This window comes from Bradyrhizobium sp. 2S1, assembly GCF_011516625.5.
Lineage (GTDB): Bacteria > Pseudomonadota > Alphaproteobacteria > Rhizobiales > Xanthobacteraceae > Bradyrhizobium > Bradyrhizobium septentrionale.
On record NZ_CP147717.1, the window covers coordinates 8,865,554 to 8,891,645 of the forward strand.

At 65.0% G+C, this 26,092-nt stretch carries 23 protein-coding genes and 2 pseudogenes; 6 read left to right on the plus strand and 19 right to left on the minus strand.

The window, feature by feature from the left end; genetic code table 11:
* Positions 1 to 3: 3 nt before the first annotated feature.
* The 11 genes and pseudogenes from HAP54_RS42365 to HAP54_RS42420 all read right to left on the minus strand — a co-directional run bounded on the left by HAP54_RS42365 (position 4) and on the right by HAP54_RS42420 (position 15,819).
* Positions 4 to 950, minus strand: a protein-coding gene (locus tag HAP54_RS42365; protein WP_166293531.1) for an IS630 family transposase whose coding sequence is annotated in 2 segments (ribosomal slippage) — positions 4 to 611 and positions 611 to 950 — 948 coding nt in all. Because the reading frame shifts where the segments join, the coding sequence is not laid out codon by codon here.
* Positions 951 to 1,214: 264 nt separating this feature from the next.
* Positions 1,215 to 3,902: a PAS domain-containing sensor histidine kinase gene (locus tag HAP54_RS42370; RefSeq protein ID WP_166297270.1), complete on the minus strand. Its 2,688-nt coding sequence runs from the start codon at positions 3,900 to 3,902 to the stop codon at positions 1,215 to 1,217.
* Between the two features lie 151 nt (positions 3,903 to 4,053).
* Positions 4,054 to 5,024: pseudogene (locus tag HAP54_RS42375) on the minus strand (Bug family tripartite tricarboxylate transporter substrate binding protein).
* Between the two features lie 139 nt (positions 5,025 to 5,163).
* Positions 5,164 to 6,075: a DMT family transporter gene (locus tag HAP54_RS42385; RefSeq protein WP_166297274.1), complete on the minus strand. Its 912-nt coding sequence runs from the start codon at positions 6,073 to 6,075 to the stop codon at positions 5,164 to 5,166.
* A gap of 420 nt (positions 6,076 to 6,495) precedes the next feature.
* Entirely contained in the window at positions 6,496 to 7,296 is an 801-nt protein-coding gene (locus HAP54_RS42390) for an NUDIX hydrolase (protein WP_166297276.1), read from the minus strand.
* Between the two features lie 2 nt (positions 7,297 to 7,298).
* Positions 7,299 to 8,255: a dihydrodipicolinate synthase family protein gene (locus HAP54_RS42395; protein WP_166297278.1), complete on the minus strand. Its 957-nt coding sequence runs from the start codon at positions 8,253 to 8,255 to the stop codon at positions 7,299 to 7,301.
* A gap of 108 nt (positions 8,256 to 8,363) precedes the next feature.
* Positions 8,364 to 9,242 carry an SDR family oxidoreductase gene (locus HAP54_RS42400; RefSeq protein ID WP_166297280.1) on the minus strand — a complete coding sequence of 293 codons (879 nt, stop codon included), beginning with the start codon at positions 9,240 to 9,242 and terminating at the stop codon, positions 8,364 to 8,366.
* 193 nt (positions 9,243 to 9,435) lie between these two features.
* Positions 9,436 to 10,296, minus strand: coding sequence for a MaoC family dehydratase (locus HAP54_RS42405; RefSeq protein WP_166297282.1), 861 nt, complete (start codon positions 10,294 to 10,296; stop codon positions 9,436 to 9,438).
* A gap of 207 nt (positions 10,297 to 10,503) precedes the next feature.
* Positions 10,504 to 10,893 (minus strand): Zn-ribbon domain-containing OB-fold protein, encoded by a 390-nt coding sequence (locus HAP54_RS42410; RefSeq protein WP_092114941.1) that lies wholly within the window; start codon positions 10,891 to 10,893, stop codon positions 10,504 to 10,506.
* A complete protein-coding gene (locus HAP54_RS42415) occupies positions 10,893 to 12,050 on the minus strand; it encodes a thiolase domain-containing protein (RefSeq protein WP_166297284.1) in 1,158 nt (385 codons plus the stop codon). Before HAP54_RS42415 ends, HAP54_RS42410 begins: the two co-directional genes overlap by 1 nt.
* A 277-nt stretch (positions 12,051 to 12,327) precedes the next feature.
* Complete coding sequence (locus HAP54_RS42420; RefSeq protein WP_166297286.1) at positions 12,328 to 15,819, minus strand: indolepyruvate ferredoxin oxidoreductase family protein; 3,492 nt, start codon at positions 15,817 to 15,819, stop codon at positions 12,328 to 12,330.
* 234 nt (positions 15,820 to 16,053) lie between these two features.
* Between HAP54_RS42420 and HAP54_RS42425 the strand changes: the two genes are divergently transcribed.
* Positions 16,054 to 17,277, plus strand: a complete 1,224-nt coding sequence (locus HAP54_RS42425; protein ID WP_166297288.1) for a cytochrome c — start codon at positions 16,054 to 16,056, stop codon at positions 17,275 to 17,277.
* Positions 17,278 to 17,416: 139 nt separating this feature from the next.
* Here the strand turns inward: HAP54_RS42425 and HAP54_RS42430 are convergent.
* Positions 17,417 to 18,057 (minus strand): annotated as a pseudogene (locus HAP54_RS42430) (trimeric intracellular cation channel family protein).
* A 169-nt stretch (positions 18,058 to 18,226) separates the two neighbouring features.
* On the opposite strand from HAP54_RS42430, the gene HAP54_RS42435 reads away from it, so the two are divergent.
* Complete coding sequence (locus HAP54_RS42435) at positions 18,227 to 18,664, plus strand: hypothetical protein (protein ID WP_166297290.1); 438 nt, start codon at positions 18,227 to 18,229, stop codon at positions 18,662 to 18,664.
* Between the two features lie 64 nt (positions 18,665 to 18,728).
* Here HAP54_RS42435 and HAP54_RS42440 read toward each other — a convergent pair whose 3' ends face one another.
* Both HAP54_RS42440 and HAP54_RS42445 read right to left on the minus strand, forming a co-directional pair.
* A complete protein-coding gene (locus HAP54_RS42440) occupies positions 18,729 to 19,547 on the minus strand; it encodes an isocitrate lyase/PEP mutase family protein (RefSeq protein ID WP_166297292.1) in 819 nt (272 codons plus the stop codon).
* Positions 19,548 to 19,629: 82 nt separating this feature from the next.
* Entirely contained in the window at positions 19,630 to 19,938 is a 309-nt protein-coding gene (locus HAP54_RS42445; protein ID WP_166297294.1) for an NIPSNAP family protein, read from the minus strand.
* A gap of 105 nt (positions 19,939 to 20,043) precedes the next feature.
* Between HAP54_RS42445 and HAP54_RS42450 the strand changes: the two genes are divergently transcribed.
* Positions 20,044 to 20,739 (plus strand): ArsR/SmtB family transcription factor, encoded by a 696-nt coding sequence (locus HAP54_RS42450; RefSeq protein ID WP_050402286.1) that lies wholly within the window; start codon positions 20,044 to 20,046, stop codon positions 20,737 to 20,739.
* A gap of 276 nt (positions 20,740 to 21,015) precedes the next feature.
* Entirely contained in the window at positions 21,016 to 21,282 is a 267-nt protein-coding gene (locus HAP54_RS42455; RefSeq protein ID WP_166297296.1) for a GCG_CRPN prefix-to-repeats domain-containing protein, read from the plus strand.
* Between the two features lie 66 nt (positions 21,283 to 21,348).
* On the opposite strand, the gene HAP54_RS42460 is transcribed toward HAP54_RS42455, so the two are convergent.
* Together HAP54_RS42460 and HAP54_RS42465 are read right to left on the minus strand one after the other, a co-directional pair.
* Positions 21,349 to 21,651: a twin-arginine translocation signal domain-containing protein gene (locus HAP54_RS42460; RefSeq protein WP_166297298.1), complete on the minus strand. Its 303-nt coding sequence runs from the start codon at positions 21,649 to 21,651 to the stop codon at positions 21,349 to 21,351.
* 147 nt (positions 21,652 to 21,798) lie between these two features.
* Positions 21,799 to 22,113, minus strand: coding sequence for a hypothetical protein (locus HAP54_RS42465; RefSeq protein ID WP_166297300.1), 315 nt, complete (start codon positions 22,111 to 22,113; stop codon positions 21,799 to 21,801).
* Positions 22,114 to 22,337: 224 nt separating this feature from the next.
* Between HAP54_RS42465 and HAP54_RS42470 the strand changes: the two genes are divergently transcribed.
* On the plus strand, positions 22,338 to 22,688 hold the full coding sequence (locus HAP54_RS42470) for a cupin domain-containing protein (protein ID WP_166297302.1): 351 nt from the start codon (positions 22,338 to 22,340) through the stop codon (positions 22,686 to 22,688).
* A gap of 101 nt (positions 22,689 to 22,789) precedes the next feature.
* On the opposite strand, the gene HAP54_RS42475 is transcribed toward HAP54_RS42470, so the two are convergent.
* The 3 genes from HAP54_RS42475 to HAP54_RS42485 all read right to left on the minus strand — a co-directional run bounded on the left by HAP54_RS42475 (position 22,790) and on the right by HAP54_RS42485 (position 25,343).
* Positions 22,790 to 23,233: a hypothetical protein gene (locus tag HAP54_RS42475; RefSeq protein ID WP_166297304.1), complete on the minus strand. Its 444-nt coding sequence runs from the start codon at positions 23,231 to 23,233 to the stop codon at positions 22,790 to 22,792.
* A gap of 125 nt (positions 23,234 to 23,358) precedes the next feature.
* Positions 23,359 to 23,706 (minus strand): hypothetical protein, encoded by a 348-nt coding sequence (locus HAP54_RS42480; protein ID WP_166297306.1) that lies wholly within the window; start codon positions 23,704 to 23,706, stop codon positions 23,359 to 23,361.
* Positions 23,707 to 23,810: 104 nt separating this feature from the next.
* The gene (locus HAP54_RS42485; protein WP_166297308.1) at positions 23,811 to 25,343 is read right to left on the minus strand and encodes an acyl-CoA carboxylase subunit beta; all 1,533 of its coding nucleotides are present in this window, start codon (positions 25,341 to 25,343) and stop codon (positions 23,811 to 23,813) included.
* 162 nt (positions 25,344 to 25,505) lie between these two features.
* Between HAP54_RS42485 and HAP54_RS42490 the strand changes: the two genes are divergently transcribed.
* Positions 25,506 to 25,907 (plus strand): DUF4260 domain-containing protein, encoded by a 402-nt coding sequence (locus HAP54_RS42490; RefSeq protein WP_166297310.1) that lies wholly within the window; start codon positions 25,506 to 25,508, stop codon positions 25,905 to 25,907.
* The last annotated feature ends 185 nt before the right edge of the window (positions 25,908 to 26,092 follow it).

Sequence of the window (26,092 nt, forward strand, 5' to 3'; positions counted from 1 at the left end):
CGATCACGTTGCGTCGTAACCAGCCGCGACGAGATAATTTTGGCATTCCTCGGGTGAGAAGCGCTTGAGAGCGTTGGCGATTGCTTGCCAGAGATCGGGCATGGTGCGCGCTGCGGCGGCCCGCAACAGGGCTTTCAGTTTAGAGAAGGCCATTTCGATCGGGTTGAAGTCTGGACTGTAGGGCGGAAGATAGAGCAGGCTTGCTCCGACCGCCCGGATGGCCTCTCGAACGCCATGGACCTTGTGAGCGGGCAAGTTGTCCATGATAACGGTATCGCCCGGCCGCAGCGATGGGGCGAGCAATTGCTCGACGTAGGCCAGGAAAGCGTCGCCATCCATTGGACCGTCCAGAACAAGCGGCGCGATCAGACCGTCGGAGCGCAATCCAGCGGTGAATGTCGTCGTCTTCCAATGTCCGTGTGGGATAGCTGCACGACATCGCTCGCCGCGTGGCGAGCGGCCGTAAAGCCGCGCCATTTTGGTGTTGGCGCTGGTTTCGTCGATGAAGACGAGACGCTCAGGGTCAAGATCGATTTGCCCTTCGAACCACTCCTCACGCGCGGCATTTATATCGCCGCGCCGTTGCTCGGCGGCGTGCGCTGTCTTTTTTTAAGTGTGATCTTTCTGCGCTGGAAAAAACGCCAGAGCGACGCGATGCCAGTCGATATTCCACGACGTTTCAACAGTTCTCGCAACTCGGCGAGCGTGATATCCGGCTTCGCTGTCACTGCCTCCAGAATCAATTGCGAATGCGCTTCGATGCGCTGCGATTTGCGGTCACCGCCCTGGCGTTTAGGAACGATGTCGCCAACTTCCTTGAGGCGACCGCGCCAGCGGATCGCACTGGCCGCGCTGACACCAAAGCGCTCAGCAGCCTGTCGACAGGACATGCCACCGTCAATCGCGGCTATCACCCTTTGACGAAGATCAACCGAAAGCGCCCTGGCCATACATGCTGGCCTCCCTCGCCAGCATGCAGCTTGAATCTGACTCGCGCCGTTTTGGGAATCCCCACCCGATTCATTCCGGTCGGAAAATGCTCTAGTCGTGTTTGAGCGCTTGTTGGACCCGCCATCCTGAGGAGCGCGCTCTTGCGCGCGTCTCGAAGGATCGACGGCCACCAGCGGGGCCGTGCATCCTTCGAGGCTCGCTCCGCTCGCACCTCAGGATGACGGAGCAAAAGCGAATGACGTTCCGGCCACCGCGAGTCCCACCTACTCCGCGGCCTGCTCCAGCGGCGCGACGCGCGGCAGGATCATCTGGATGCGCGTGCCGTTGCCCGGCGCGGAGTCGAGCGAGAGCCGTCCGCCGAGCCGTGTGGTGACGATGCTGTAGACGATGTGGAGGCCGAGGCCGGTGCCGCCCTGGTCGCGCCGCGTCGTGAAGAACGGATCGAAGGCGCGGCGGCGGACATCGAGGCTCATGCCGCAACCATTGTCGGCGAAGATCACCTCGACATTGTCGCCGCCGGACGCATGCACCTGGATCTCGACCTCGCCGGCCTTGCCGTCTGGGAACGCATGCGCGACCGCGTTGAGGAACAGGTTGGTCAGCACCTGGCCGTACGGCCCCGGATAGGAATTCATGATCAGGTTCGGCTCGCAATCGACGTTGAGCGTCAGATTGTGCTTGCGCAGACCGGGCCGCAGACTCATCACCACCTGCTCGGTGAGGTCGCCGAGATCGAAGGTGCGCTGGTCCGAATAGTTGCGGTCGGCGGCGACCTGCTTGAACGACTGGATCAGTTCCGCGGCGCGATTGAGGTTGGCGACGAGCTGCGAGGACGCGTCGCGCGCCGTGTTGAGGAAATCGTTGAGGCTGGAGCGGCGCAAATCGCCGCGCTCGACCTGGGTCGCGAAGATCGCGGTCTTGCGCTCCAGTGCGGACGCCACCGTCAGGCTGATGCCGACGGGATTGTTGACCTCGTGGGCGACGCCGGCCACCAGACGGCCGAGCGCTGCGAGCTTCTCGGCCTCGATCAGCGAATTCTGGGTCTCGCGCAGATTGCGCAGCGCGGCCTCGGCGGAGTCCTTTGCCTTGCGCATCTCCTGCTCGGAGCGCTTGCGATCGCCGATGTCGAGCGCGACAGTGACGATGTTCTCGATGTCACCCTGCGAGTCCAGGATCGGCAGCTTGTTGACCAGCCATTGCCGCATGTTGCCCGCCGAGTCCTTGTACTCCTCTTCATAGAAGCCGAGCTCGCGCCGCACCGACAGCACACGCTTGTCGTTCTCGTCGGTCTTGGCCGCGCCGTAGCGCGACATCAGCTCGGCGGTGGTCTGGCCGAGCGCGTCCTGCGGGTCGATGCCGAAGATTCCCGCCATGTAGCGGTTCATCATCACATAGCGCAGCTCGCTGTTCTTGACGTTGATGACGGCGGGCACCGTGTCGATGACCATCTGCAGCATGCGGCGGCCTTCGGCGATGGCGTCTTCGGCGCGCTTCTGGTCGGTGATGTCGCGCACCGTGCCCTCGTAGCGGGTCACCTCGCCCTCGTCGTTGCGTACGACGGTCGCGGAATCCGACAGCCACAATATGGTGCCGTCGCTCGCGCGCACCTGGTATTCGTAGTCGCGCACCGTGCCGTCGCGCTGCATCAGCTTCTGATACTGCTCCCGCGCCGCCGGATCGACATAGACGGTGGTTGCGATGTCGTCGATGCCGTTGATCAGGTCCTGCGGCGTGGCATAGCCCATCATCCGTGCCAGCGCCGGATTGGCGTTGAGCAGCGTGCCGCCCGGCGTCGTGACGTAGATGCCCTCGACCGACGCCTCGAACAGCTTGTGGTAGCTCTCCTCGGCGAGCCGCTGCTCGGCGAGCGCGCGCAGCGCCGCCTCGCGGGCGTTGTCGGCGTCGACCAGGGTCTGGCGGAACACTTCGGCGGCGCGCGCGATGTCGCCGATCTCGTTGTCGAGATCGGCGCCGGGAATGAACGCGCTTTTCTCGCCGCCCGCGACCTTGCGGATCGATCCGGCGATCCTGGCGAGCGGGCGGACGGTGCGGCGAACCACCAGCACCGAGGCGAACAGGCCGATCAGCACGCCCGCCGTGCCGAGCACGATGCTCTGCCATTTCGCTTCCGCCAGCGTCCGCGCAAAATCGCGCGCCAGCACATGGCCGCGACGGCTGGAGAGCTCGCGCAACAGCTCGGTCACCTTCTGAATCAGCCGGCCTTCGGCGCCGAGCACCTCCCGGTCGATATCGGCGATCTGGCCCTCGCGGACCGAGACCGCGATGATCGCCTCGGCATAATTGTCGACGGCGCGGCGCAAGGCGGGGTCGGTGACGGTCATCGCCCGCATGCTTTGCGCGGCCTGCTCGGCGGCGGAAGTGTTGTGCGCCAGGAGCGCGGTGGCAATCCGGCTCTGGTCCTGTGACAGCGCGTTGGCCAGCGCCGCATCGCCGCTCGAGTCGACCGCCTTGTCGAAGGCGTCGCGCAGCGCCGGTAGCCCGGCGACGATCTCGGCGCGGCGGCTGAGCAGCGCCGAGATGCGCTCGATCCCGCCGCGATAGGTCGCGAGCCGCTGGGTGACGCCGTCGATCATGTCCTGCTGCTCGGGCGCCAGCTCGATCCGGGTCTTTTTCAGGATTTCGCTCAGCGACTGGGCCGCCTGCGCGACCTGGGCCGACTGCGACTGGCTGCCGGGCTCGGTGACGAAGTCCCGCGCCGCCAGCCGCAGCTCGTTGGTGCGCCGGTCGATGTCCTCCGCGATGTCGCCGACGCTTTGCAGGCGCTGCAGCTCGGCAAAGGTCGTATCGATGTGGCGGATCGCGATGACGCTGGCCGTGGATGTGATGATGATCACAGCCAGCACCAGCAGGAAGCTGCCGAATGTGAGCTGGCCAATTGAGAGGGAGAACGCACGCGGCGCTTGCGAATTCGGCGGCAATTCAGCGGTCATGTCATCAAGGCCGGGGTCCAATACGCCCAATATACGGGAAAATACGGGCTTTGGGTAAACATGCTAGGCGGCTGAGCCGGCCGGCGGTGTGATCTGTGTCACCCCGATGATAGCAGCCGGTGGCTGATTCCGGCACAGGGCGACGCCGGGCCTAGTCGGGCGGGATGCCGGCTTCCTTGACCACCCTGGCCCAGAGGGCGACATCCGCCTTGATGATGTCGGCGAAGCGCCCAAGCGGCGCGCTCCTGGCGTCGCAGCCGGCGACATCGAGCTTTTGCCGCACCGCGGCGGAGGTCAGCGCCGTTTCCAGCGCCGCGCTGATACGTTCGACCACCGGCCGCGGCGTGGCCGACGGCACCACGAAGCCGAACCAGGGCGTCACCTGCGCCTCGGCATAGCCCTGCTCGGCCAAGGTCGGCACATCGGGGAAATACTTCGAGCGGCCGTCGCTGATCGCGCCGATGATCCGGATGCTGCCGGACTGCACCTGGGCCAGCGCCTGGTTGGCCGACAGGAAGCTCGAGGTGATCAGGCCGCTTGCGATGTCGGGCACCATCTGCGGATAGCCGCGATAGCCGATCGCGGTGACGTCGATCCCGGCCAGCCGCTTGAACAGCTCGAAGCCGAGATGGCCGGTCGAGCCCTTGCCGGGATGGCTGTAGTTCAGCGTGCCCGGCTTGGCCTTGGCGAGCACGACGTAGTCGGCGACGGTTTTCACCGGCAGCGAGGCCGGCACGATGAAGAAGTTCGGCGCGAGGCAAATCTGGCCGACCGGCGCGAAGTCCTTGACCGGATCCCAGCGCAGCTGCGTGCTGAGCGCCGGGCTTGCGGTGAAGAAGGTCGTTCCAACAGCCACGTGTAGCCGTCGGGCGCGGCGCGCACGACCTCCTCGGCCGCGATCGAGCCGTTGGCGCCGGATTTGGCCTCGACGACGATCGTGCCCTTCCACTGCTCCTGCATGTCCTGTGCGACGATGCGCGCGAACACGTCGGCGACGCTCCCCGGCGCATAGGGAATCACGATGCGGATCGGCCGGCTCGGAAAATCCTGCGCGCGCACCACATCCGCCGTCGCCAGCCACGCCAGGCACGCACCGGCAATGAGGCTGATCCGCCGCAGCATCGTCCCTTTTCCCTACCCTGTGATCTCGTTGCGGGCAGGATGCAGGGACTGGCCGGCGGCAGCAAGGCGCCGGTTTCGGCTGGCGAAACTTCAGGCCGTGGCGATCTTTCGCGCCGGAATCGTCATCGCGGCGATGACCTCAGGCCGTTGCGATCCTTCGCACCGGAATCGTCATCGCGGCGACGCCGATCACGACGCAGGCGAGCCCGATCCACGCCGTCGGGCTCAACCGCTCGCCCAGAAATGCGACGCTGAGCGCAACCCCGATCGGCACCCGCAGATAGGCCTGCGCCGTGGTGCCGACCGAGCCGAGGGTCTGGATCAGGCGGAAGTAGATCACGAAGGCGATCGCGGTCGAGAACACCGCAAGCGCCAGCAGAGCGAGAAGCGAGCTCGTCGAGGGCGTCAGCGTCCACGGCCGCTCGACGGCGAGGCTGAGCGGCGTGAGGATCGCGGCGCCCGCGATCAGCGAGCCGGCGGCAGGCGCCATCGGATCGAGCCCCTTGAAGCCGCGGCTGAAGATCGCGGCGCAGGCGTAGCAGATGGTGGCGGCGACGATCGCGACCTCGGCCACGATCCCCTCGCCGAGATCGCGGAATGCATCGACGCCGACGATCAGGCAGATGCCGGCCATGCCGGCGATCACCCCGAACAGTTTGCGCGGGCTCGCCGCCTCATGGCGGGTGATCGCGGCGGTGAACAGGAAGGTGAAGATCGGCGAGGCCGAATTGAGGATGGTGGCGAGCCCGGCATCGACGTAGCGCTCGCCCCAGGCGATCAGCGTCCACGGGATGACACTGTTGAGGCAGGCCTGGAAGATGAAGCGGCGCCAGCTCGCGCCATCCGTCGGCATCGTCACGCCGCGCATCTGCATGATGACGAGCAGCAGCAGCCCCGCGATCGCGGTGCGCGCCGCGATCAGCGTGATCGGCGGGATGGTCGCAACGCCAAGCTTGATGAAGGTGTAGGAGCCGCCCCACAGGGTGGCGAGCGCGAGCAGCAGGGCCAGTTCGGAGGCCATGCCGGGTTGTCGCGATGTGGTGGTGGTCATGTTGCAGATTCCGCCTCGATGTTGAGACGGAGCCTACGTCGGCGGGAAGGAATGATACTTCGCTACAGGCCGAAGTGTGGAGAAAGCGATTCTCTTTCCCATCGTCGTCCCGGCGAAAGCCGGGACCCATTACCACAGGGTTGTATTGTTGGAAAAAGGTGTGGCCCCAGCGTCGCGCAACAATGGACATCGGTGGCTATGGGTCCCGGCTCCCGTGCGCAATTGCGCACTAGGCCGGGACGACACCGAATGTACTGCGCCGCGACTTCGTTACAGAAGAAGCGTGAAGATGCCGAACCGTCATCCTGAGGTGCGAGCGGAGCGAGCCTCGAAGGATGCGCGGCCCGGCTGGTGGCCGTCGATCCTTCGAGGCGCCCAACGGGGCGCACCTCAGGATGACGGGTCTGTGCGAGGACGGAACTACCCCAGCGCCCCGACCTCGAACACCTCGCCGTCATAGCCCGCTTCCTTGGGGATGCGGAGCTGGCGGCCGGTGGCGGTCTTGGTCATCACGGGCATCACCGCGACGATCGGCTTGCCCTTGCTGTCGGCGAGCGCGGCGCCGACATTCGGCTGCTTGCCGAGCTTGATCAGGTTGCGCGTGGTCGGGAACGGCAGCTTGAAGCGGCCGGTCTCGCCGCCCTCCAGCGCCTCGCGCGGCGATACCCAGATCGAGTCGGTGGATTCCTTACCGTCATGGGCGCCGAGCTGCTCGGGCGGTGCGGCGGCGAGGAAGAACCAGGTATCGAACCGCTTCGGCATGCCCTCCGGCGTGATCCAGTGCGCGTAAGGCACGAGCGCGTCGAGCGCCAACACCATGCCGTTGTCGGTCAGCACCTTGTGGAAGGTGATCTTGCCTTCGTTCAGGGCCGCGCGATGCGCGGTCGCGATCTCGCTCGCGCGCCTGGCATCGACCAGATCCTTCAAGCCCTGCGGCCGCGCCAGCAGGATGCCGCTTTCTTCAAAAGTCTCGCGGATCCCCGCGATGCGGAAGCCGAGTGCGTCGGCGTCGAGGCCTTCCCCGCCCGAATAGAGCGCCGGATCGGCCGCGATCTCCTTGTCGTTCTTGTCGACGCTGCCGCCCGGAAACACCAGCGCGCCCGAATTGAACTCGATCTGGTGATGGCGGACCATCATGAAAATTTCAATTTCGCGCGCTGACGTGCCGTCACGCAGCAACAGCACGGTCGAGGCAAGGCGCGGAGCAACGATCTCGGTCATGATTAGCCTGCTGCACTGGATTGCGGTTGCAGATTGGCGCGGCGATCGACCCGCGCCACGCGGGAGAGCAGATAGTCGACTTCCGCCCTCGCCTGCGGCGTGATCACCGCCCCCGGCTTGCGCTGGGCGCTGGACGAGATGATGCCGCGCTTCTGCAGCACGTATTTGCGCACCGTCAGCCCGACGCCGGGCTGCTGCTCGTAGCGGATCAGCGGCAGATGCGCGTCGAACAGGTCGTGCGCGGCATCGCGTTTGCCGGCCTTCGACAGGTTGACGACGTCGATCAGCAACTCCGGGAAAGCATAGCCGGTCATCGCACCGTCGGCGCCGCGCTCCATCTCGAAATCGAGGAACAGGCCGCCATTGCCCACCAAAATGGACAGCGGCCGCAGCGAACCGTCCTTCTGGAAGTTGCGCAGCGTCGAGATCTTCTCCAGGCCCGGCCAGTCCTCGTGCTTGAGCATCACGCAGGACGGCGAATCCATCACGATCTTGCGGACCACCGCGGGCGTGAACACGACGGTCAGCGTCAGCGGATAATCCTGCAGCACCCAGGGAATATCGTCGCCGATCGCCTCCTGGGCCTGCTTGAAGTAACCGATGATCTGGTCGTCGGTGCGCAGATGCGGCGGCGGCGCGATCATCACGCCGCCGGCGCCCGCATCCATCGACTTCTTCGCCAGCGAGCGCATCGTGGCAAAGCCCGGCGCCGAGACGCCGACGATCACCTGCAGCTTCTTGGCGCGCTTGACGAAGCGCAGCGCGACCTGCTCGGCCTCGGCGGCATCGAGCTTCGGCGCCTCGCCCAAAATGCCCAGCACGGTGACGCCGTCGCAGCCGACCTCGGTGTAGAAATCGGTCAGCCGGTCGATCGATGCCTCGTCGATACGGCCCTCGTCGTGGAACGGGGTCGGCGCGATCGCAAAGGTTCCTGCGGCCTGGGCGGTGAGTTTTGTCATTATCTGCCTCTATCCTCTTTCGTCATTCCGGGGCGCCCGTGAGGGCGAACCCGGAATCTCGAGATTCCGGGTCTGGTCCTTCGGACCATCCCGGAATGACGTTTTAGCCTAGAACCGCCGCGCGCCCATCCTGATCTGCTCCTCGGAGAAGAAGATCTCCTTGGCGTGCGTGGCGATATCCTCGGCCTTCCAGCCGGTAAATGGCGGCTTCCAGCCGTCCGTCTCCATCATCCGCATCTCGCGGACGCCGCGCGGGCCCGAAACGCCGAGAACCTTGCCGGTCTGGTCGCCCGACAAGTCGCTGACCATGTAGAGCACGGCCGGCGCGATGCCATCCGGCCCGAGCGCCGTGCCCGGGTTCTCCTTGTAGCGGGGCAGGTCTGCGGTCATTCGGGTCAGCGCGCCCGGCGCCAGGGTCCAGATTCGGATGTTGTACTTGCGGCCCTCGATCGCCAGCACGTTGGAGAGGCCCCAGATGCCGCCCTTGGCCGCGCCGTAATTGGTCTGGCCGAAATTGCCGATCAGGCCCGAGGTCGACGACGTGTTGACGATGACGCCGCCGCCATTGTCGCGCATCCATTTGAACACCGGCTGGGTGCAGCAGAAGGTGCCCTTCAGATGCACCTTCATCACCCTGTCCCAGTTGGCTTCCTTGGCCTTGTGGAAGGTCTCGTCGAGCAGGATGCCGGCGTTGTTGACCAGGATGTCGGCGCGGCCGAAATGCTTGATGGCGTCGTCGAACACCGACTGGCCGCCCGCCAAGGTCGAAATGTCGGCGCCATTGGCAACCGCGCGGCCGCCCTCGGCCTTGATCGCGTCGACCACCTTGTCGGCCATCGACTTGTCGGAGCCCGAGCCGTCGCGCGGCCCGCCGAGATCGTTGACCACGACAGCCGCACCCTCGCGCGCGAACAGCTTTGCGTAGGCTTCACCCAATCCGCCGCCGGCGCCCGTGATCAGCGCCACCTTGCCGTCGAGCAATCCCATGGTTGTTTCTCCGTTTATTGTTTTCTTCCTTAACCTCGCCCCGCTTGCGAGGAGAGGTCGGATCGCATCGCAAGATGCGATCCGGTTGAGGGGGTACAGGTCTAACCGCAAGACCATCGCTGCGGAGAAGGCCCCTCACCCCACCCTCTCCCCGCAAGAGCGGGGCGAGGGAGTCAACGGCCGTCGGATGTGGCTACGCCAGCACCGTCTTGCCGCTCTTGATCACGGTGACGCCGCGCGATTTCACCTTGGCTTCGAACGATACGACGTTGCCGTCCTTCCACAACTCCATGGTCACGGTCTCGCCGGGAAACACCGGCGAGGAGAACCGCGCCACGTGCTGCTTGAAGGCGGATGGATCGTAGTCCGCATAGGTCTGCAGCACGCCGCGGCAGGTGATGCCGTAGGTGCACATGCCGTGCAGGATCGGCCGCGGGAAGCCGGCCTTCCTAGCGAACTCCGGATCGGAGTGCAGCGGGTTGCGATCGCCGCAGAGCCGGTAGACCAGCGCCTGGTCGGGCCGCGTCGTGATGTCGACGACCTTGTCCGGCGCGCGCTCCGGCACCTTGTGCGGCTCGGGCTGGCCGTCGGACGGTCCGCCGAAGCCGCCATCGCCACGGGCGAAGCGCGAAGCGACCAGCGTTGCGAGCTTGTCGCCTTTCTCGTCCTTCAGCACGGTCTGGTGGCGGATCACCGCGCCCTTGTCCTTGCCCTTGTCGAACACGTCGAGCACGGTCGAGTCGGCGGTGATATGGGCCGCGATCGCGAACGGCTTGTGGAAGGTGATGTCGCGCTCGCCGTCGACCACCATCACGCGGTTCAGATTCATCTCGCCGGGACCGGCGCCCCAGGCGGCGACCGAGGCAAATGTCGGCACCACCTTGAGCGGGCGCGGCGTCAGCACGCCCTCGTTGACGAAGGCGAGCTCCCTCTCGTCCATCGGATCGGCGCCGAGCCCGATGCCATAGGCGTACAGCATCACCTCGCGGTCGCTGTAGCTGTATTTCTGGCCGAGATTCTTCAGGGCCATCAGCTGTTCGTACACGATCGGCATTGTTGTTTCCTCCCCGAATTGTTGTCTCTCTTCGGCGCTACCCGTTATTGCGCCCTCTCCCCTTGCGGGAGAGGGCTGCACCGATGTCAAACACGAACTCGCTTGGGAGAGGGGTATCTCCACAAACACATCTCTCGCGGAGAGAAACCCCTCTTCCGGCAGCTGCGCTGCCACCTTCCCCCGCAAGGGGGGAAGGTACTTTTGAGGCTAGGCCGGCGTGAAGAACGGCAGCGGGGCGCCGTCGGTCGGCTTCCACACCACCTTCACCTTCTGGCCGATCTTCACCTTCTCCAGATCGCAATCGACGATGTTGGTCTGCAGCGACGGGCCTTCCTTCAGCGTCACATAGGCGATCGCATAGGGACCGGTCGGCGACTTCCGCATCAGGCTGTAGGTGTAGACCGTGGCCTCGCCGCTTGATTCCTCCCACACCGTCTTGTCGGAGAAGCAGAACGGGCAGATCGCGCGCGGGAAGTAATGCGCTTCGCCGCAGGTGGTGCAGCGCTTGATCATGAACTTGCCCGCCTTCGCCGCTTCCCAGAACGGCGCGGTCTCCGGGTTGGTCACGGGGGCATTGTACTTCTTCGCTTCAGACATCACGCACGCTCCAGAATGCAGGTTGAGGCGGCGTGGCGAACGCCGAGCAGACCGCCGGTGCCGTGGGCGATCGCGAGGTCGCAGTTCTTCACCTGCACCTTCGGATGCGCCTCGCCGCGCAACTGGCGCACAGCCTCGAGGATTTTCGTCATGCCGCCACGATTGACGGGATGGTTGCTGCACAGCCCGCCGCCGTCGGTGTTGAACGGCAACTTGCCGACGCCCGAGATCAGATTGCCGTCGGCGACGAACTTGCCGCCCTCGCCCTTCTTGCAGAAGCCGAGATCCTCGAGCTGCATCAGCACAGTGATGGTGAAGCTGTCATAGATCGAGGCGTATTTGATGTCCTTCGGCGTCACGCCCGCTTCCTCGAAGGCGCGCGGGCCGGACCACACGCCGGCGGAATACGTCAGGTCGAGATCCTTGCCGCCGCGCGGGCCCTTCGCCGCCTCGCCATGGCCGATCAGCCGCACCAGCGGCTTCTTCAGGCTCTTGGCGATCTCCGGCGTGGTGACGATCATCGCGCCGCCGCCGTCGGTGACGACGCAGCAATCCATCCGGTGCAGCGGATCGGAGATCATCGGCGAGTTCAGCACGTCCTCGACGGTCACGACCTCCTTCAGCATCGCATGCGGATTGTATTGCGCGTGATGCGAGGCCGCGACCTTGATCCAGGCGAGCTGTTCGGAGGTGGTGCCGTAGTCGTGCATATGGCGCATGGCACACATGCCGTAGGCATTGTGCGTGGTAGCCCCGTAGGCGGATTCGAAATCGGCCTCGGCACCCGACGCACGCGGCGGCATCGGGCCGGTGCGCGGCTTGCCCGCCAGCGTGACCAGCGCGACCGAGCATTTGCCGGCGGCGATCGCCTCGGCGGCGTGGCCGAGATGGATCAGATAGGAACAGCCGCCGGTCTCGGTGGAGTCGATGTGACGCAGCTTCTTGGTGTTGAGCCCGAGATAATCGACCATCGGCCACAGCCCGCCCGGCGCGTCGCCGGCGCAGAAATAGCCGTCGATGTCATCCTTGGTGAGCCCGGCGTCCTCGATCGCACCCTTGGCGACCTCGGCGTGCAGCTGTGCTGTTGATTTATCCGGTGCGTGCCGGGTGGGATGTTCGTAGATCCCGGCAATGTAGGCCTTGCCCTTGATGGTCAAATCGCTCTCCGCTGGCGTTTCCTGGCTCCAGCGTTTTTCTGAACCGCCGTAGCGGCCTTGGCAAGCGCGGAAATATTCCGTCAGGCGAGACTGTCAGCGTATGCACCGTGCGGCCGACACAACAGGTGTCGTCCCGGCGAAAGCCGGGACCCATAACCACAGGGCTCCGTTGCGAGATGAAGCTGTGGCCCCAGCATCGCGCAACAATGAACTGCGGTGGTTATGGGTCCCGGGTCGCGCTGCGCTTGCCCGGGACGACATCCGTTATGTGGCTACATTACTCCGCCGCCAGCTGCCGCGGCGCGGGCGGCGGGCTCGCGAGGTCGGCGGCGAGTTGCGCGTAGCGAACCTTCGCCTCGTTGATCGCCTTCTCCTTCACCGGGCCGTAGCCGCGGATGCGCTCGGGCAGCGACAGCAATTCGACCGCGATGTCGTGATTGAGCGGCGACAGCAGACCCAGCACCGTCGCGACATCCTTCTCGTAGCCCGCGATCAGATCGCGCTCGAGCTTGCGGTCGGCGTTGTAGCCGAAGATGTCGAGCGGCGTGCCGCGCAGGAAGCGGAACCGCGCCATCACCCTGAAGGCCGACATCATCCACGAACCGAAGGCGCGCTTCTTCGGACGGCCCTGCGCATCGAGGCCGCCGCCGAGGATCGGCGGCGCGAGATTGAAGTTGAACTTGAACTCGCCCTCGAACTGGTCGCGCAGCTGCTTCTCGAAGCGACCATCGGTGAACAGCCGCGCCACCTCATACTCGTCCTTGTAGGCGAGCAATTTGGCGTAGTTGATCGCGACCGCGCGCGGCAACGCCTCGCCATAGCCGCCCTTGGTGGCGGCGTCACGCACCTGATCGACCAGCTTGCGATAGCGCTTTGCCAAGCGCGCGTTCTGGTAATTGGTCAGGAGCGCCATGCGATGGGTGATGATCTCGTCGAGCGACATCGCATCCAGCGTCTTCGGCGGCGCGACCTCGTCGTCGGCCTTCATCATCGCGGCGAGCCGCGCCGGGTCGGCCGCGGCCAGGCGGCCGAGCTGGAACGCCTGCGTGTTCATCTTGATCGAGACGCCGTTAACCTCGATCGCCTGCTGGATTGCTTCTGCCGACAACGGCAGCAGCCCGCGCTGATAGGCAAAGCCCATCATCATGATGTTGGTGGCGATGGAGTCACCGAGCAGCGCCTCGGCCGGCTTAGTGAAGTCGAAGAAGGCGGAGTCCTTGCGCAGCTCGGTCTCCAGCACACTGTTGACCTTGCGGCTCTGGAAGTTGAAGTCACGGTTGAGGATGAAATCCGCGGTCGGGATCACGTGGCTGTTGATGATGCCGACGGTGCGGCTGGCATCGCACAGCGTGATGGTGTCCTTCGAGGCCGCCACGACCTCGTCGGCGGCGAGCACCAGATCGGCCGTGCCGGTCACGATGCGCGAACAAGTCACGTCGGCGGTGTGCTCGGAGAGCCGGACGTGGCTCAGCACCGCGCCGCCCTTCTGCGCGAGGCCGGACATGTCGAGGATCATCGAGGCCTTGCCCTCGATATGAGCGGCCATGCCGAGCAGCGCGCCGATGGTCAGCACGCCGGTGCCGCCGACGCCGCCGACCGCGATGTTGTAGGGCCGGTCGAGCGCGGGCTTCGAGGCCGGCTCCGGCAGATTGTCGATGCTGCCGAGATCCGGCGGCGCGCGCCGCCTGAGCTTGCCGCCGTCGACCGTGACGAAGGACGGACAGAATCCCTTCACACAGGAATAGTCCTTGTTGCAGGTCGACTGGTTGATGGTGCGCTTGCGCCCGAGCTCGGTCTCCAGCGGCTCGACCGAGATGCAGTTCGACTGCACCGAGCAATCGCCGCATCCCTCGCAGACCGCCGGATTGATCAGCACGCGGCGCTGCGGATCCTCCATCAGGCCGCGCTTGCGGCGGCGGCGCTTTTCGGCGGCGCAGGTCTGCACGAACACGATCGCCGAGGTGCCCTTGGTATCGCGGCACATCTTCTGGACGTTCTCGAGCTCGTCGCGGTGGTAGAGCTTGACGCCGGGCGCGATCGTATCGGCCGGATAAGCGTCGGGAGTTTCCGAGACCAGATAGATCTCGCGGATGCCTTCGGCGTGGAGCTGGAAGGTGATCTTTTGCGGCGAGAGATCGCCGTCATGGTGCTGGCCGCCGGTCATCGCGACCGCGTCGTTGTAGAGGATCTTGTAGGTGATGTTGGCCTTGGAGGCGATCGCCTGGCGGATCGCGAGGATGCCGGAGTGGAAATAGGTGCCGTCGCCGAGATTGGCGAAGATGTGGTTCTCGTTGGTGAACGGCGCGATGCCGACCCACGGCACGCCCTCGCCGCCCATATGGGTGAAGGTCTCGGTCGAGCGGTTCATCCACAGCGCCATGAAGTGGCAGCCGATGCCGGCCAGCGCGCGGCTGCCTTCCGGCACTTTGGTCGACGTGTTGTGCGGGCAGCCCGAACAGAAATACGGTGTGCGGGTGACGGGTGCGGTTGCCTGCATCTGCGTCGACTGGCGGCCGTTGAACCAGTCGGCCTTGGCGCGCAGCATCTCGGCGATTTCAGGATTGAGATTAAGTCGAAGCAGCCGTTCGGTGAGCGAGCTCGCAAGCGAGGCCACGCTGAGCTCGGCGGCGAAGGTCAGGAAGCGCTTGTCGTGATCGTCCATCTTGCCGACGATGCGCGGGCGCACGTCGTCGCGCCAGTTGAACAGCTCCTGCTTGACCTGGTTCTCGACGATCTCGCGGCGCTCCTCGACGATGAAGATCTCCTCGAGGCCGACGGCGAAGTTGCGCACGCCTTCCGGCTCCAGCGGCCACGGCATGCCGATCTTGTAGAGGCGGAGGCCGATCTTGGCGGCGATGTCAGGCGTGATGCCAAGCTCGCGCAGCGCCTGGCGGATGTCCTCATAGCTCTTGCCCGAGGCCATGATGCCGTAGCGCGCGTTCGGCGAATCCATGGTGATGCGGTTGACCTTGTTGGCGCGGGCAAAGGCGATCGCGGCAAAGCCCTTGTAGTCCTGCAGCCTGCGGTCCTGCTCGAAACGGTCGTCGGGCCAGCGGATGTTGAGGCCGCCGGGCGGCAGCTCGAAATCGGCCGGAATGATGAACGGCGTCATCTCGTCGGTCAGGTCGATCTCGGCGGTGGTCTCGACCGTCTCGGTGATCACCTTCATGCCGACCCAGCAGCCGGAGTAACGCGACATCGCGATACCCAGGAGGCCCATCTCGATCATCTCATGGATGCTGGATGGATAGAGGTAGGGCATCAGCGCGGAGATGAAGGCGTGGTCGGACTGATGCGGGACGGTGGAGGATTTTGCGCCGTGGTCGTCGCCGGCGAGACAAAGTACGCCGCCATGCTTGGCGGAGCCGGCCGCATTGCCGTGGCGGAACACGTCGCCGCAGCGGTCGACGCCGGGGCCCTTGCCGTACCAGATGCCGACCGCGCCATCATATTTGGCGCCCGGCGACAGCGCGAGCTGCTGCGAGCCCCAGATCGCGGTGGCCGCGAGATCCTCGTTCACGCCGGGTTGGAATTTGATGTTGTACTGCTCGAGATGCTTGCGGGCGGCGAACAGCTGCTGGTCGTAGCCGCCGAGGGGGGAACCGCGATAGCCGGAGATGAAGCCTGCCGTGTTGAGGCCTGCGGCGCGGTCGCGTCTGATCTGCGCCATGGGCAGGCGAACCAGCGCCTGGATGCCGGTCATGAAGACGTGGCCGGTGCCCTGGGTGTATTTCTGGTCGAGGCTGATAGGCCCTTGGTTGATTCCCATTTAGCCCTCTTTGCGCTGGTCGCGACGACTGCATTTTAGCTAGTCATCCGAACTTGTTAGAACCAGTCTATGTCGGATTTTCTCGCCTGCGCAGCACAATTCTGGGCGAGCAAGCCGGTCGCCCAAAAATCGCAACTTAGTGCCGGGAATATCGGAGCGCCGTTTCGGTTTCTGTCGCAGGACAGGCCCGTGGCGAAATGGCGTAACGCGTCTTGTGGACCGGAAGGTGATTGGATGCGGCGACGACATCGAGCGACGGGTGCGATTCTGGCCGTTGTGCTGTTGTGCGGTGCGTTCGCGGCCCGCGAATGCGCCGCTCAAGCCACCGACGACATCATCGCCCGCGGCAAGGCGCTCACGATCGCCGGCGATTGCGCGAGTTGCCACACTACCGATCCGGCCAAGCCCTTTGCCGGCGGCAAGCGGATCGACACGCCATTCGGCGCGGTGTTCTCGCCGAACTTGACCCCCGACCGCGATACCGGTATCGGCGGCTGGAGCGACGACGATTTCCTCCGCGCGCTGCGCAGCGGCGTCTCGCCGGGCGGGACGCATTATTATCCCGCCTTCCCCTACCCCTCTTTCACAAAGCTGATCCGCGACGACATTCTGGCGATCCGCGCCTATCTCGCGACGCTGGCGCCGGTCAGCAACAAGGCGCCGCCGCCGGAGCTGCGCTGGCCGCTGAACTATCGCGGGCTGATGCGGGCGTGGAATGCCCTGTTCTTCACGTCCGGCATCATCCAGCCGGACCAGAGCAAGGGCACGGAATGGAATCGCGGCCGTTATCTTGTCGAGGCCCTCGCGCATTGCGGCGCCTGCCATACGCCGAAGAATGCGTTCGGCGCCGACCGACGCGACCAGGCGTTCGGCGGCAGCATGGTTCAGGGCATGTTCGCGCCACGGCTCGATGGCGCTGAACGCAGCGGGCTGAAATCCTGGAACGCTTGTGACATCGCCGAATATCTGCAGAGCGGCCGCAACGGACACAGCCATGCCGGCCCCCTGATGTCCGAGGTGGTGGTCAATTCGACCTCGAAGATGAGTGACGCCGATGTGCGCGCGATCGCTGTCTATCTGAAGAGCCTGCCGGCCGGCGCACCGGAGCCTGCGGTCACCCCGCCCTCGCCTGCGCAGATGAGCAATGGCGAGCGGATCTATCGCGGCGCCTGCATCGCCTGCCATGAGCTTGACGGCTCGGGCGCGCCGCGGATTTATCCGCCGCTGCCCGGCAACGCCAATCTGCAATCGGCCAATCCGGCGAGCACGCTGCGCATCATCCTCGATGGCGCCCAGACCGTGACGACGCCGCGCGCGCCGAACGCAGGCTCGATGCCGGCCTATCCGAAGCTGACCGACCAGGAGGTCGCCGACGTTGCGACCTATATCCGCAATGCCTGGGGCAACGCGGCGCCGTCTGTGACGGCCGACGAAGTCGCCAAGGCGCGGACGAAATAGGTGTCGTGTCCCGGGCGCGGTGCGGCGCGAAGCACTGCTCCGCAGAACCGGGACCCACCTGGCTCCGCGGCTGACATGGGCCCCGGCTCAGCAGCGCACCGCGAGCGCGCTGCGCTGCATCCGGGGCGCGAGAATCCCCTCACCGCTCCTCGCCGCGAAACACGAATTTCGGCATCTCCCATTTGTAGCGGATCGCCAGCATCCGGAAGGTCAGGCCGAGGGCGAAGGTCAGCACGGTCCAGATCTGGTCGTTGAGATGCAGGCCGAAGGCCGTCGCATAGAACAGCCCCGTCACCACGGATACGCTGGCGTAGAGCTCGCTGCGGAACAGCAGCGGCACCTCGTTGCAGAGGATGTCGCGCAGCACGCCGCCGGCGCAGCCGGTGATCATGCCGGAGACGATCACGATCGGCAGCGAAGCCTCGACCTGCCAGGCGATGTCGCAGCCGGCCATGGTGAACACCACGAGCCCGATCGCATCGAGCACGAGGAAGGCGAGATTGAGCCTATGCACCAGCCGCGCCAGCAGGATGGTGGCGAAAGCGCCCGCCGCCGCGATCGCGAGGTAGATCGGATGCGCGACCCAGAGCAGCGGATAATGCCCGAGCAGCACGTCGCGGATGTGCCGCCGCCGAGTGCGGTGATCGCGCCGAGCATGCAGACGCCGGCCCAATCCATGCTGCGTCTGCCGGCCGCTAGCGCCGCCGTCATCGACTGCGCCGCTACCGCAATGAACGAGAGGATGTGCAGCACCGAATCGGTGGGCGGCATGGTCCACATTGAAAAGGCCTCATGGAACAGGTTCGGAACCTGGAATCGGCGGTTCCATCATGAACGGGTTGCAACATTGGCGCGGAACATCCTCACGCGCCAGCGATTGTCCCGTGCGTTTAGTCTTAGCGTCCAGCCTTTGCGTTTAGCCTTGGGGGGCAAACGGAGGAACCTTGAAATGGCTTACCAACCTGACGATCCGTATCGCGCCAACCTGACCGATGACGAAATCCGCCGTCAGGCGCGCCTCAACAGCCTGGACAACGAGCTGCAGCCGGATCCGGAACTCCAGGACGGACCGGCCAGCAGCACCAAGGTCGCGATGTTCGCAGTTGCGGTGGCCGTGGTGCTCGGCGCGCTGTTCTACGGGTTGAACAACACGTCGGTGCACGAGGCCGGCACGACGCCGTCGACGCAGACCGCGCAGACCCAGTCGGTCAATCCGGCCGCGCCGCCTCCGGGTATGCGCGACGTGACGCCGAAGTCGAACAGCCAGCCCGGCATGACCACGGGCGCGGCGCCGGCCAGCCCTGCGGCACCAGCCAACCCGCCATCTGACATGAACAAGTCTGACATGAACAAGCCGGCCGCCCCGCCGGCCGAGAATGCGAAGTAACGAGTGACGACACTGACCAGGCGCGAGCAGCGGGCCGAAACGGCCCGCTGCTTTTTTGTGACGGCTACTTGAACATCTTGTTGAGCTCGCCGCCGGGATAGCCGTTGGCGAATTCGGTGAAGGTGCCCTTCTCGGCCATTTCCTTCGCCGCCTTCATGACGCCGGTCCAGGCCATCCGCGCCAGCGCGCCGCCGACGCTGATCCGGCGCACGCCGAGGTCGGCGACCGCTTGCAGCGTCAGCTCGGATGGGCCGCCGATCAGGAGATTGACCGGCTTCGGCGCTACGGCCTTCACGACCGCGGAGATCTCCTCTCTGGTCTTGATGCCCGGCGCATAGAGCACGTCGGCGCCGGCATCGGAATAGGCCTGCAGCCGCTCGATCACCAGATTGAGGTCCTGCTTGCCCCACAGGAACGCCTCGCAGCGGCCGGTGAGCAGCACGCCACTGTTGTCGGCATCGATGGCCTTGCGCGCCGCTCTGATGCGCTCGACCGCGAGCTTGTGCGCGAACAGCGGGTTGGCGGCGTCTCCCGTGGAATCCTCGATCGACAGCCCGGCGACGCCGGTCTTGACGCCGCGCGCGACGTTGACGGCGACCTTGTCGGGCTCGACCGCAAAGCCGCCCTCGAAATTCGCGTTGACCGGAATATCGACCGCCGCGCACACCGCGGTCAGATGATCGCAGACGTCGTCGACGGTGACGCGGTTGTCGGCCTTGGCGATGGTCCAGGCAAAACCCGCGCTGGTCGACGCCAGCGCCTTGAAGCCGAGATGTTGCAATGCGCGGGCGCTGCCGACATCGAACGGGTTCGGGATGATGAAGCATCCGCTCTCGTGCAGCTTCCTGAAGGCGGCGCGTTTGTCAGCAGTTGGCAGTGGCATGGGTCGCTCCCTGATATCGTTGGCCGCGCAGAGATAGGCACGCGCATGGCAACACGCCAGTGTGCTCGGTGAAGCGCAATGGCTAAGCCTCGACCTTGCGCAGAAATGTCCGCTCCTCCGCGAGGATGAAGCGATTTTCCTCCGCGAAGCGGAAGTTCGCCATGCCCTCGCTGTCCTGGCGCAGCCGCGCGCGATAGGCCTCGTAGGCGGCGAGGCTTTCGAACGAGATCAGCGCGAAGCCGATGTTGTTGGTGCCCTCCTGCGGCATCCAATAGCCGAGCAGGTCGCCGCCGCAGCGCGGAATGATCGAGAGCCAGTTCTTCGAATATTCCTCGAACATCGCGCGCTTGAACGGATCGAGCTGGTAGCGGATGAAGACGGTGATGGTCATTGGCGGCCTCCTGATTTGTCCGTCATTGCGAGCGCAAGACGAGCCTGCTTCCGACGCCGACACTACCCGCTTGCCCGACACTAATGCTTCGGCTATCATCGAACTATGAAAGCAGGACCCGACATCTCCCGGATCGCCGCTTTGGTCGGCGATCCCGCACGCTGCAACATGCTGACCGCGCTGATGACCGGCCGCGCGCTGACCGCGAGCGAGCTCGCGCAGGAAGCCGGCATCACGCCGCAGACCGCGAGCTCGCATCTCGCCAAGCTCGAGGCTGGCGGGCTGATCGAGCCGGAGAAGCAAGGGCGCCACCGCTACTATCGGCTCTCTGATCCCGACGTCGCCGACGTGCTCGAAGGCCTACAGGGCATCGCCGCCCGCGCCGGCCATATGCGGGTGCGCACCGGGCCGAAGGATCCGGCGCTGCGCCGCGCCCGCATCTGCTACGACCATCTCGCCGGCGATCTCGGCGTGCAGATGCTCGACAGCATGAGACGGCAGAAGCTGGTGCGCCAGAGCAAGCAGGCAATCGAGCTCACCGGCGAAGGCAAGCGCTTCATGGCGGAGGAGCTACAGATCGACGCCGATGCGCTGACGCATCCGCGCCGTCCGGTGTGCAAGGCCTGCCTCGACTGGAGCGAGCGGCGGCACCACCTCGCCGGTACGCTGGGCGCCGCGATGATGGACCGCTTCACGGAGCTGAAATGGGCCGCGCGGGATGCCGCGCCGGGCAGCCGCGTGGTCAATTTTTCGCGAAACGGCGAGAAGCGGTTCGCCGCGCTGTTCGGCGCGGGCGAGTAGCATCGCGCATTCGAGCGGCATGCGCGCCCCGCGGCAATCTCGCGCCCTCGCCGCTTACGCGCATCGCCTTCGCGCCTGCGAAATATTTCAAATTGATGCTGAACGTGCTTGCGGCGCGCTGACGCAGCCGTGAGCTGCAACATTCATGTCGCATTCAGTCCGCAACATTAAGGTCGGCGACATCGGGCACGGCTTCTGCAATGATCCGGCCGGGCGAATCGGTAAGTAAAAGTTTGTTGCGGTGCCGCAGCGCGGCCCAATTAAAAAGGAGAAGACATGAAGTATCTTTTTGCAGCAGCAGTTTTGGTGACGACCGCATTCGCCGGCATCAGCGCCGCTGATGCTGCCGGTGGTTGCGGCCCGGGCTGGCACCGCGGCCCCTATGGCGGCTGCGTCAGAAATCGTGGCGTTGTCGTCGTTCCGGGCGCGGTCGTGGTTGAGCGCCCCGTCGTCGTCGCGCCTGGCCCGGTCGTGGTCGCGCCGCGCGTCCGCGCCTGCCCCTACGGCTTTGCCTGGCGCTACGGCCGCTGCCGCCCGATCTGATCGCGGCACACCTGCGCAAACAAAACCCCGCCTCGCGCGGGGTTTTTCTTTGACATCAAGTCAATGTCACCAGCGGCGCCAGTGATGATGACGCCAGTGATGCCTGCGCCAATGGCGGCGGCGCCAGCCCCAATGCCTGTGGTGCCAGTGCCGGTGACGCCAACCCCAGTGGCGGTGATGCCAGCGCACTTGCTCGGGCTTCATGCGGCTGACCTCGTCGCCCGTGGTGACGGCCGGATGCGCATCACCAGCGGCCGGCGCGCGTGCGTCGTGATTGAGCGGAAGCGGCGCGGCCTGCGCGGTCGCTGCGAACGTCACCGCACCGGCGGCGACACCGAAGGCCATCTTCAGAAAATCCCGGCGTTCCATGAGAGTTTCCCTTTGTTGCTGCGTTGGACCAACTGCGTCAGCCAGTTTTTTCGCCGCGGCCTGAACGCTCGCTGAACCGCGCGTTCAGCTTTCACGGAACCCGATGCATCGCAGCTGTGTTCGCGACGTTGTGACGTCACACAATCATCACGCCGTCGTCTCCTCCGCGAGCACGAGGAGATCGCGCGTGCGCGTCACCTCCGGCCAGTCGCGGTTGAAGTCGGCGACCAGCCGCTTCATGTCATCGCTGTTGATCGCGCGCTCCAGCGCCGCCTGGTCGGCGAACTGATAGGTCGCCTGATGCAGCGATGGATCGCTGAGACTCCAGCATCGCCACGCCCGCTCTGCGCCGAACGATTTCATCGCATCGGGCAGATGCTCGCGCGAATACCAGGCGTCGAAGGCCGGACGCCTGGCCGCATCGGTGACGGTGGCGCGAACGACGAAATAGGCTGCGGGCATTGGTTCCTCCAGATTTTTGTAGTGCGGGTTAGGCGAAGCCGTAACCCGCCACTGCTCGCGCGGAATGAAGACGGCGGGTTACGCTTGCGCTAACCAGCCCTACGCATCCCTGCTGCGCATCGACGCACGCTATCGCGTCCTGCCCGTCATGCCCATTCCGCCGGTTTCGCGCTCCGCCGAACGGGACTAGCATCGCGGCACAAGACCATCTCCGGGAGGCCGCCATGAAGTCAGGACAACCGATCACGGATGCCAGCCACCTCTACGAAGTCGAGCGCCGCGCCCAGCACGCCGCCCGCCCCGGCTTCCGCATCACCGAGCTGCAGCTCTCGCCGACCCAGAAGGTGCCGTGGCACACCCACAGCAACATCTCCGACACGTTCTACGTGCTGGCGGGAAAGATGCGGCTGTTCCTGCAGGAGCCGAAGGAGGAGGTGAACCTGAAGGTAGGCGAGGTCTACGCCGTGAAGCCGACCCGCCCTCACCTCGTCACCAACGGCGGCACGACGTCGCTGACGTTCTTGATCCTGCAAGGCGTCGGCGAGTACGACTACGTGCCGCTGACGTCGCATTAGGAAGAGGCGCGCGCGACGGACACCCCGGCTTATCCGAGTAGCCCGCATGAGTCATCGGGCGCGCATTCGTGCGACCCGCTGGCTCATCCCTGCTACGCCTGCTATTTCCGCTTCTGCTGCTGGATGAAATCCTGGCCCTGCTTGATCAGCTTCTGCATCCTCTCATCGGCCTTGGCGTCATCATCGTCGTCATCGTCCTTTTCCTTGCTCTCGGCCTTGCTGCCGGCAGGCGGCGCCGAAGGATCCGGACAATTCGCCTCGGTCTCCTTCACCCGCGTGTAGACCCGGTCGCCTTTGGCGACCTCGCTGCACATCACGAAATCCTTCGCACCCACCGGCACCGGCTTGACGCAGACCACGGTGGCGATGCCGCCGGGGATTGCCATATCGCAATTCACCTCACAGGCCATCACCTTCGAATAGGGATTGCTGGCGGTCACCGTGACCGTCCTCTTGTCGGCACCGAGCGTGCATGTCGCAACGTCAGCCGCGCACGCCGGCCCGGCGATGAGCAACATCGCCGCCGCACCAAACCATCTTGTCATGAAAATCCCTCGCCACGCCATCGATCCCCTTTGTCGCGGCGAGAGGAGAAATGGTTCGACCCCGCTGACATTCAGCTTTGGCGAGAGCAGAACAGAAACAACCAGCAATATGCGGGCTCGATGAATCACATCAGCTTCAGCGGCGCGTCGTGAACCAGGCGCAGGTCGATCCCGCCGATCAGACGCGCGCGGCGCGCCTCGGCGGTACTGATCGCGGCCTCGGTCTGCCGCAACGTGCTGACATTCGATCCAAGCGACACGATGCCGCCGAGCACCAGCGCAATCGATCCGAGCGCTGCGGTCTGTCCGGCTCCGAACAGGCCAAGCAGCGCGATGAGCAGCAACGCAAACCCGCCTGATATCGCAATCTTCGAGCCAAGAATGATCCGCCGCGATCGTTCGGCGCTCTCGGCAAGCTCCTCGATCCGCGCCTCGATCTCTGAAATCTCGTCGGTCGGATCGTCTTCGGTCATCAGACTGAAACCTGTAGGGCGGGTTAGGCGAAGCCGTAACCCGCCGCGGATCGTGCGGAGCGAAGATGGTGGGTTACGCTTCGCTAACCCACCCTACGCTCTTGTCACAACGGCAGATTGTCGTGCTTCTTCGCGGGGATCTCGACCTTCTTATCCCTGAGCATCGCCAGTGCGCGGGCGATCCGGCGGCGGGTCGAATGCGGCATGATGACGTCGTCGATGTAGCCGCGCTCGGCGGCGATGAAGGGCGACAGGAAACGGTCTTCGTATTCCTTCGTTCGGGCTGCGATCTTGTCGGGGTCGCCGATGTCACTGCGGAAGATGATCTCCACCGCGCCCTTGGCGCCCATCACCGCGATCTGCGCGGTCGGCCACGCGTAGTTCATGTCGGCGCCGATCTCCTTCGAGGCCATGACGTCGAAGGCGCCGCCATAGGCCTTGCGGGTGATGATGGTGACGAGCGGCACCGTGCACTGCGAATAGGCGAACAGCAGCTTGGCGCCGTGCTTGATCAGGCCGCCATATTCCTGCGCGGTTCCGGGCAGGAAGCCCGGCACGTCGACGAAGGTGACGATCGGGATGTTGAAGGCATCGCAGAACCGCACGAAGCGCGCGGCCTTGCGTGAGGCATCGCTGTCGAGCACACCCGCCAGCACCATCGGCTGGTTGGCGACGAAGCCCACGGTGCGGCCGGCGATGCGGCCGAAGCCGGTGACGATGTTCCGGGCGAAGGTCTCCGAGATCTCGAAGAAATCCCCCTCATCGACGACCTTGAGGATCAATTCCTTCATGTCGTAGGGCTTGTTCGGATTGTCGGGGATCAGCGTGTCCAGGGACATGTCGACCCGGCCGATATCGTCAAAACTCGGCCATTCCGGCACGCCGTCACTGTTGTTCGACGGCAGGAAGTCGATCAGCCGGCGCATCTGCAAGAGCGCATCGACGTCGTTCTCGAACGCGCCGTCGGCGATCGAGGAGCGCGTGGCGTGCACCGAGGCGCCGCCGAGCTCCTCGGCCGTGACCACCTCGTTGGTGACGGTCTTCACCACGTCGGGGCCGGTGACGAACATGTAGCTGGTGTTCTTCACCATGAAGATGAAGTCGGTCATCGCTGGCGAATAGACGTCGCCGCCGGCGCAGGGCCCCATGATGACGGAGATCTGCGGGATCACGCCCGAGGCGATGACGTTGCGGCGGAACACATACGAATAGCCCGCCAGGGCAGCGACGCCCTCCTGGATGCGGGCGCCGCCGGCGTCATAGAGGCCGATGATCGACGCCCTCGCCTTCATCGCCATGTCCTGGAGCTTGGTGATCTTCAGCGCATGGGTTTCCGACAGCGAGCCGCCGAACACCGTAAAATCCTTGGCGAACACAAAAGTCTTGCGGCCGTTGACCGTGCCCCAGCCGGTGACGACGCCGTCGCCGGGAACCTTGGTCTTCTCCATGCCGAACTCGGTCGAGCGGTGCTCGACGAACATGTCAAATTCCTCGAACGAGCCCTTGTCGAGCAGAAGCTCGATCCGCTCGCGGGCGGTCAGCTTGCCGCGGGCGTGCTGCGCCTCGATGCGCTTTTCGCCGCCGCCCAATTTGGCGCCGGCGCGCCGCTCTTCGAGGGTGTCGAGGATGTCTTTCATTTGTTTCCGCCCGTGTTAGCTACAGTCCGCGTCCCGGCGCCAGCCGGGGTCCCGCTTCGTTCGGAAATGGCTTTAGCACGGCAATTTCGGAACCGGAAAGCCGCTTGTGGGCGGTATCGGGCGCAAAAACGGTAGGATTTTCCGATGTCTGGGGAGATGGCGATGACTGATACGACCGCGGCCGAGACCGGTGCGGCAACCGGCGGGGTGCGCACCCTGCTCCGGCTGGAGGGCCTGGTGCTGTTCGTCGGGATGACCGTGCTCTATTACAAATGGGAAGGGTCCTGGCTGGTCTATGTCCTGCTGTTCCTGGTGCCGGACTTGAGCTTCGCCGCCTATCTCGCCGGCCCTCGCGTCGGCGCCATCGTCTACAACGCCGCCCACACCTATCTGGCGCCGGTTGCGCTGATGACACTGGGCTTTGCCGGCGAAGGGCCGCTGGTGCTGTCGATCGCCATGATCTGGCTCGCCCATATCGGGATCGACCGCGCGCTCGGCTACGGGCTGAAATATTCTGTCGGGTTTGGCACCACCCACCTCGGACGGATCGGCAAAGCGCAATAGGGCGGTATATCCGGGGGGAGCTGAAGCGATGACGTCCCCGGCAAGCGATTTTGCCTGAACCTTTGCCGGGGCAGGCAGACCTATAACTGCCAGGGATTTTGCACCTCCCTTCCTGGGGCTAGGACCAACGCCGCCCGCGGATATTTCAAGCGGACGGCGTTGTGTTGTGAGGCCTCCGGGCCGGA

Excerpts from the sequence above, each read along its gene's own strand:
- HAP54_RS42390 (WP_166297276.1), bottom strand. The coding sequence starts at position 7,296 with ATGACCGAGATCGTTGCTCCGCGCCTTGCCTCGACCGTGCTGTTGCTG.
- HAP54_RS42485 (WP_166297308.1), bottom strand. The coding sequence starts at position 25,343 with ATGAAAGACATCCTCGACACCCTCGAAGAGCGGCGCGCCGGCGCCAAA.
- HAP54_RS42405 (WP_166297282.1), bottom strand. The coding sequence starts at position 10,296 with ATGCCGATCGTGTACGAACAGCTGATGGCCCTGAAGAATCTCGGCCAG.
- HAP54_RS42455 (WP_166297296.1), top strand. The coding sequence starts at position 21,016 with ATGAAGTATCTTTTTGCAGCAGCAGTTTTGGTGACGACCGCATTCGCC.
- HAP54_RS42435 (WP_166297290.1), top strand. The coding sequence starts at position 18,227 with ATGGCTTACCAACCTGACGATCCGTATCGCGCCAACCTGACCGATGAC.
- HAP54_RS42420 (WP_166297286.1), bottom strand. The coding sequence starts at position 15,819 with ATGGGAATCAACCAAGGGCCTATCAGCCTCGACCAGAAATACACCCAG.
- HAP54_RS42410 (WP_092114941.1), bottom strand. The coding sequence starts at position 10,893 with ATGTCTGAAGCGAAGAAGTACAATGCCCCCGTGACCAACCCGGAGACC.
- HAP54_RS42475 (WP_166297304.1), bottom strand. The coding sequence starts at position 23,233 with ATGACAAGATGGTTTGGTGCGGCGGCGATGTTGCTCATCGCCGGGCCG.
- HAP54_RS42465 (WP_166297300.1), bottom strand. The coding sequence starts at position 22,113 with ATGCCCGCAGCCTATTTCGTCGTTCGCGCCACCGTCACCGATGCGGCC.
- HAP54_RS42450 (WP_050402286.1), top strand. The coding sequence starts at position 20,044 with ATGAAAGCAGGACCCGACATCTCCCGGATCGCCGCTTTGGTCGGCGAT.
- HAP54_RS42440 (WP_166297292.1), bottom strand. The coding sequence starts at position 19,547 with ATGCCACTGCCAACTGCTGACAAACGCGCCGCCTTCAGGAAGCTGCAC.
- HAP54_RS42395 (WP_166297278.1), bottom strand. The coding sequence starts at position 8,255 with ATGACAAAACTCACCGCCCAGGCCGCAGGAACCTTTGCGATCGCGCCG.
- HAP54_RS42370 (WP_166297270.1), bottom strand. The coding sequence starts at position 3,902 with ATGACCGCTGAATTGCCGCCGAATTCGCAAGCGCCGCGTGCGTTCTCC.
- HAP54_RS42480 (WP_166297306.1), bottom strand. The coding sequence starts at position 23,706 with ATGACCGAAGACGATCCGACCGACGAGATTTCAGAGATCGAGGCGCGG.
- HAP54_RS42445 (WP_166297294.1), bottom strand. The coding sequence starts at position 19,938 with ATGACCATCACCGTCTTCATCCGCTACCAGCTCGATCCGTTCAAGCGC.
- HAP54_RS42470 (WP_166297302.1), top strand. The coding sequence starts at position 22,338 with ATGAAGTCAGGACAACCGATCACGGATGCCAGCCACCTCTACGAAGTC.
- HAP54_RS42460 (WP_166297298.1), bottom strand. The coding sequence starts at position 21,651 with ATGGAACGCCGGGATTTTCTGAAGATGGCCTTCGGTGTCGCCGCCGGT.
- HAP54_RS42400 (WP_166297280.1), bottom strand. The coding sequence starts at position 9,242 with ATGGGATTGCTCGACGGCAAGGTGGCGCTGATCACGGGCGCCGGCGGC.
- HAP54_RS42490 (WP_166297310.1), top strand. The coding sequence starts at position 25,506 with ATGACTGATACGACCGCGGCCGAGACCGGTGCGGCAACCGGCGGGGTG.
- HAP54_RS42385 (WP_166297274.1), bottom strand. The coding sequence starts at position 6,075 with ATGACCACCACCACATCGCGACAACCCGGCATGGCCTCCGAACTGGCC.
- HAP54_RS42425 (WP_166297288.1), top strand. The coding sequence starts at position 16,054 with ATGCGGCGACGACATCGAGCGACGGGTGCGATTCTGGCCGTTGTGCTG.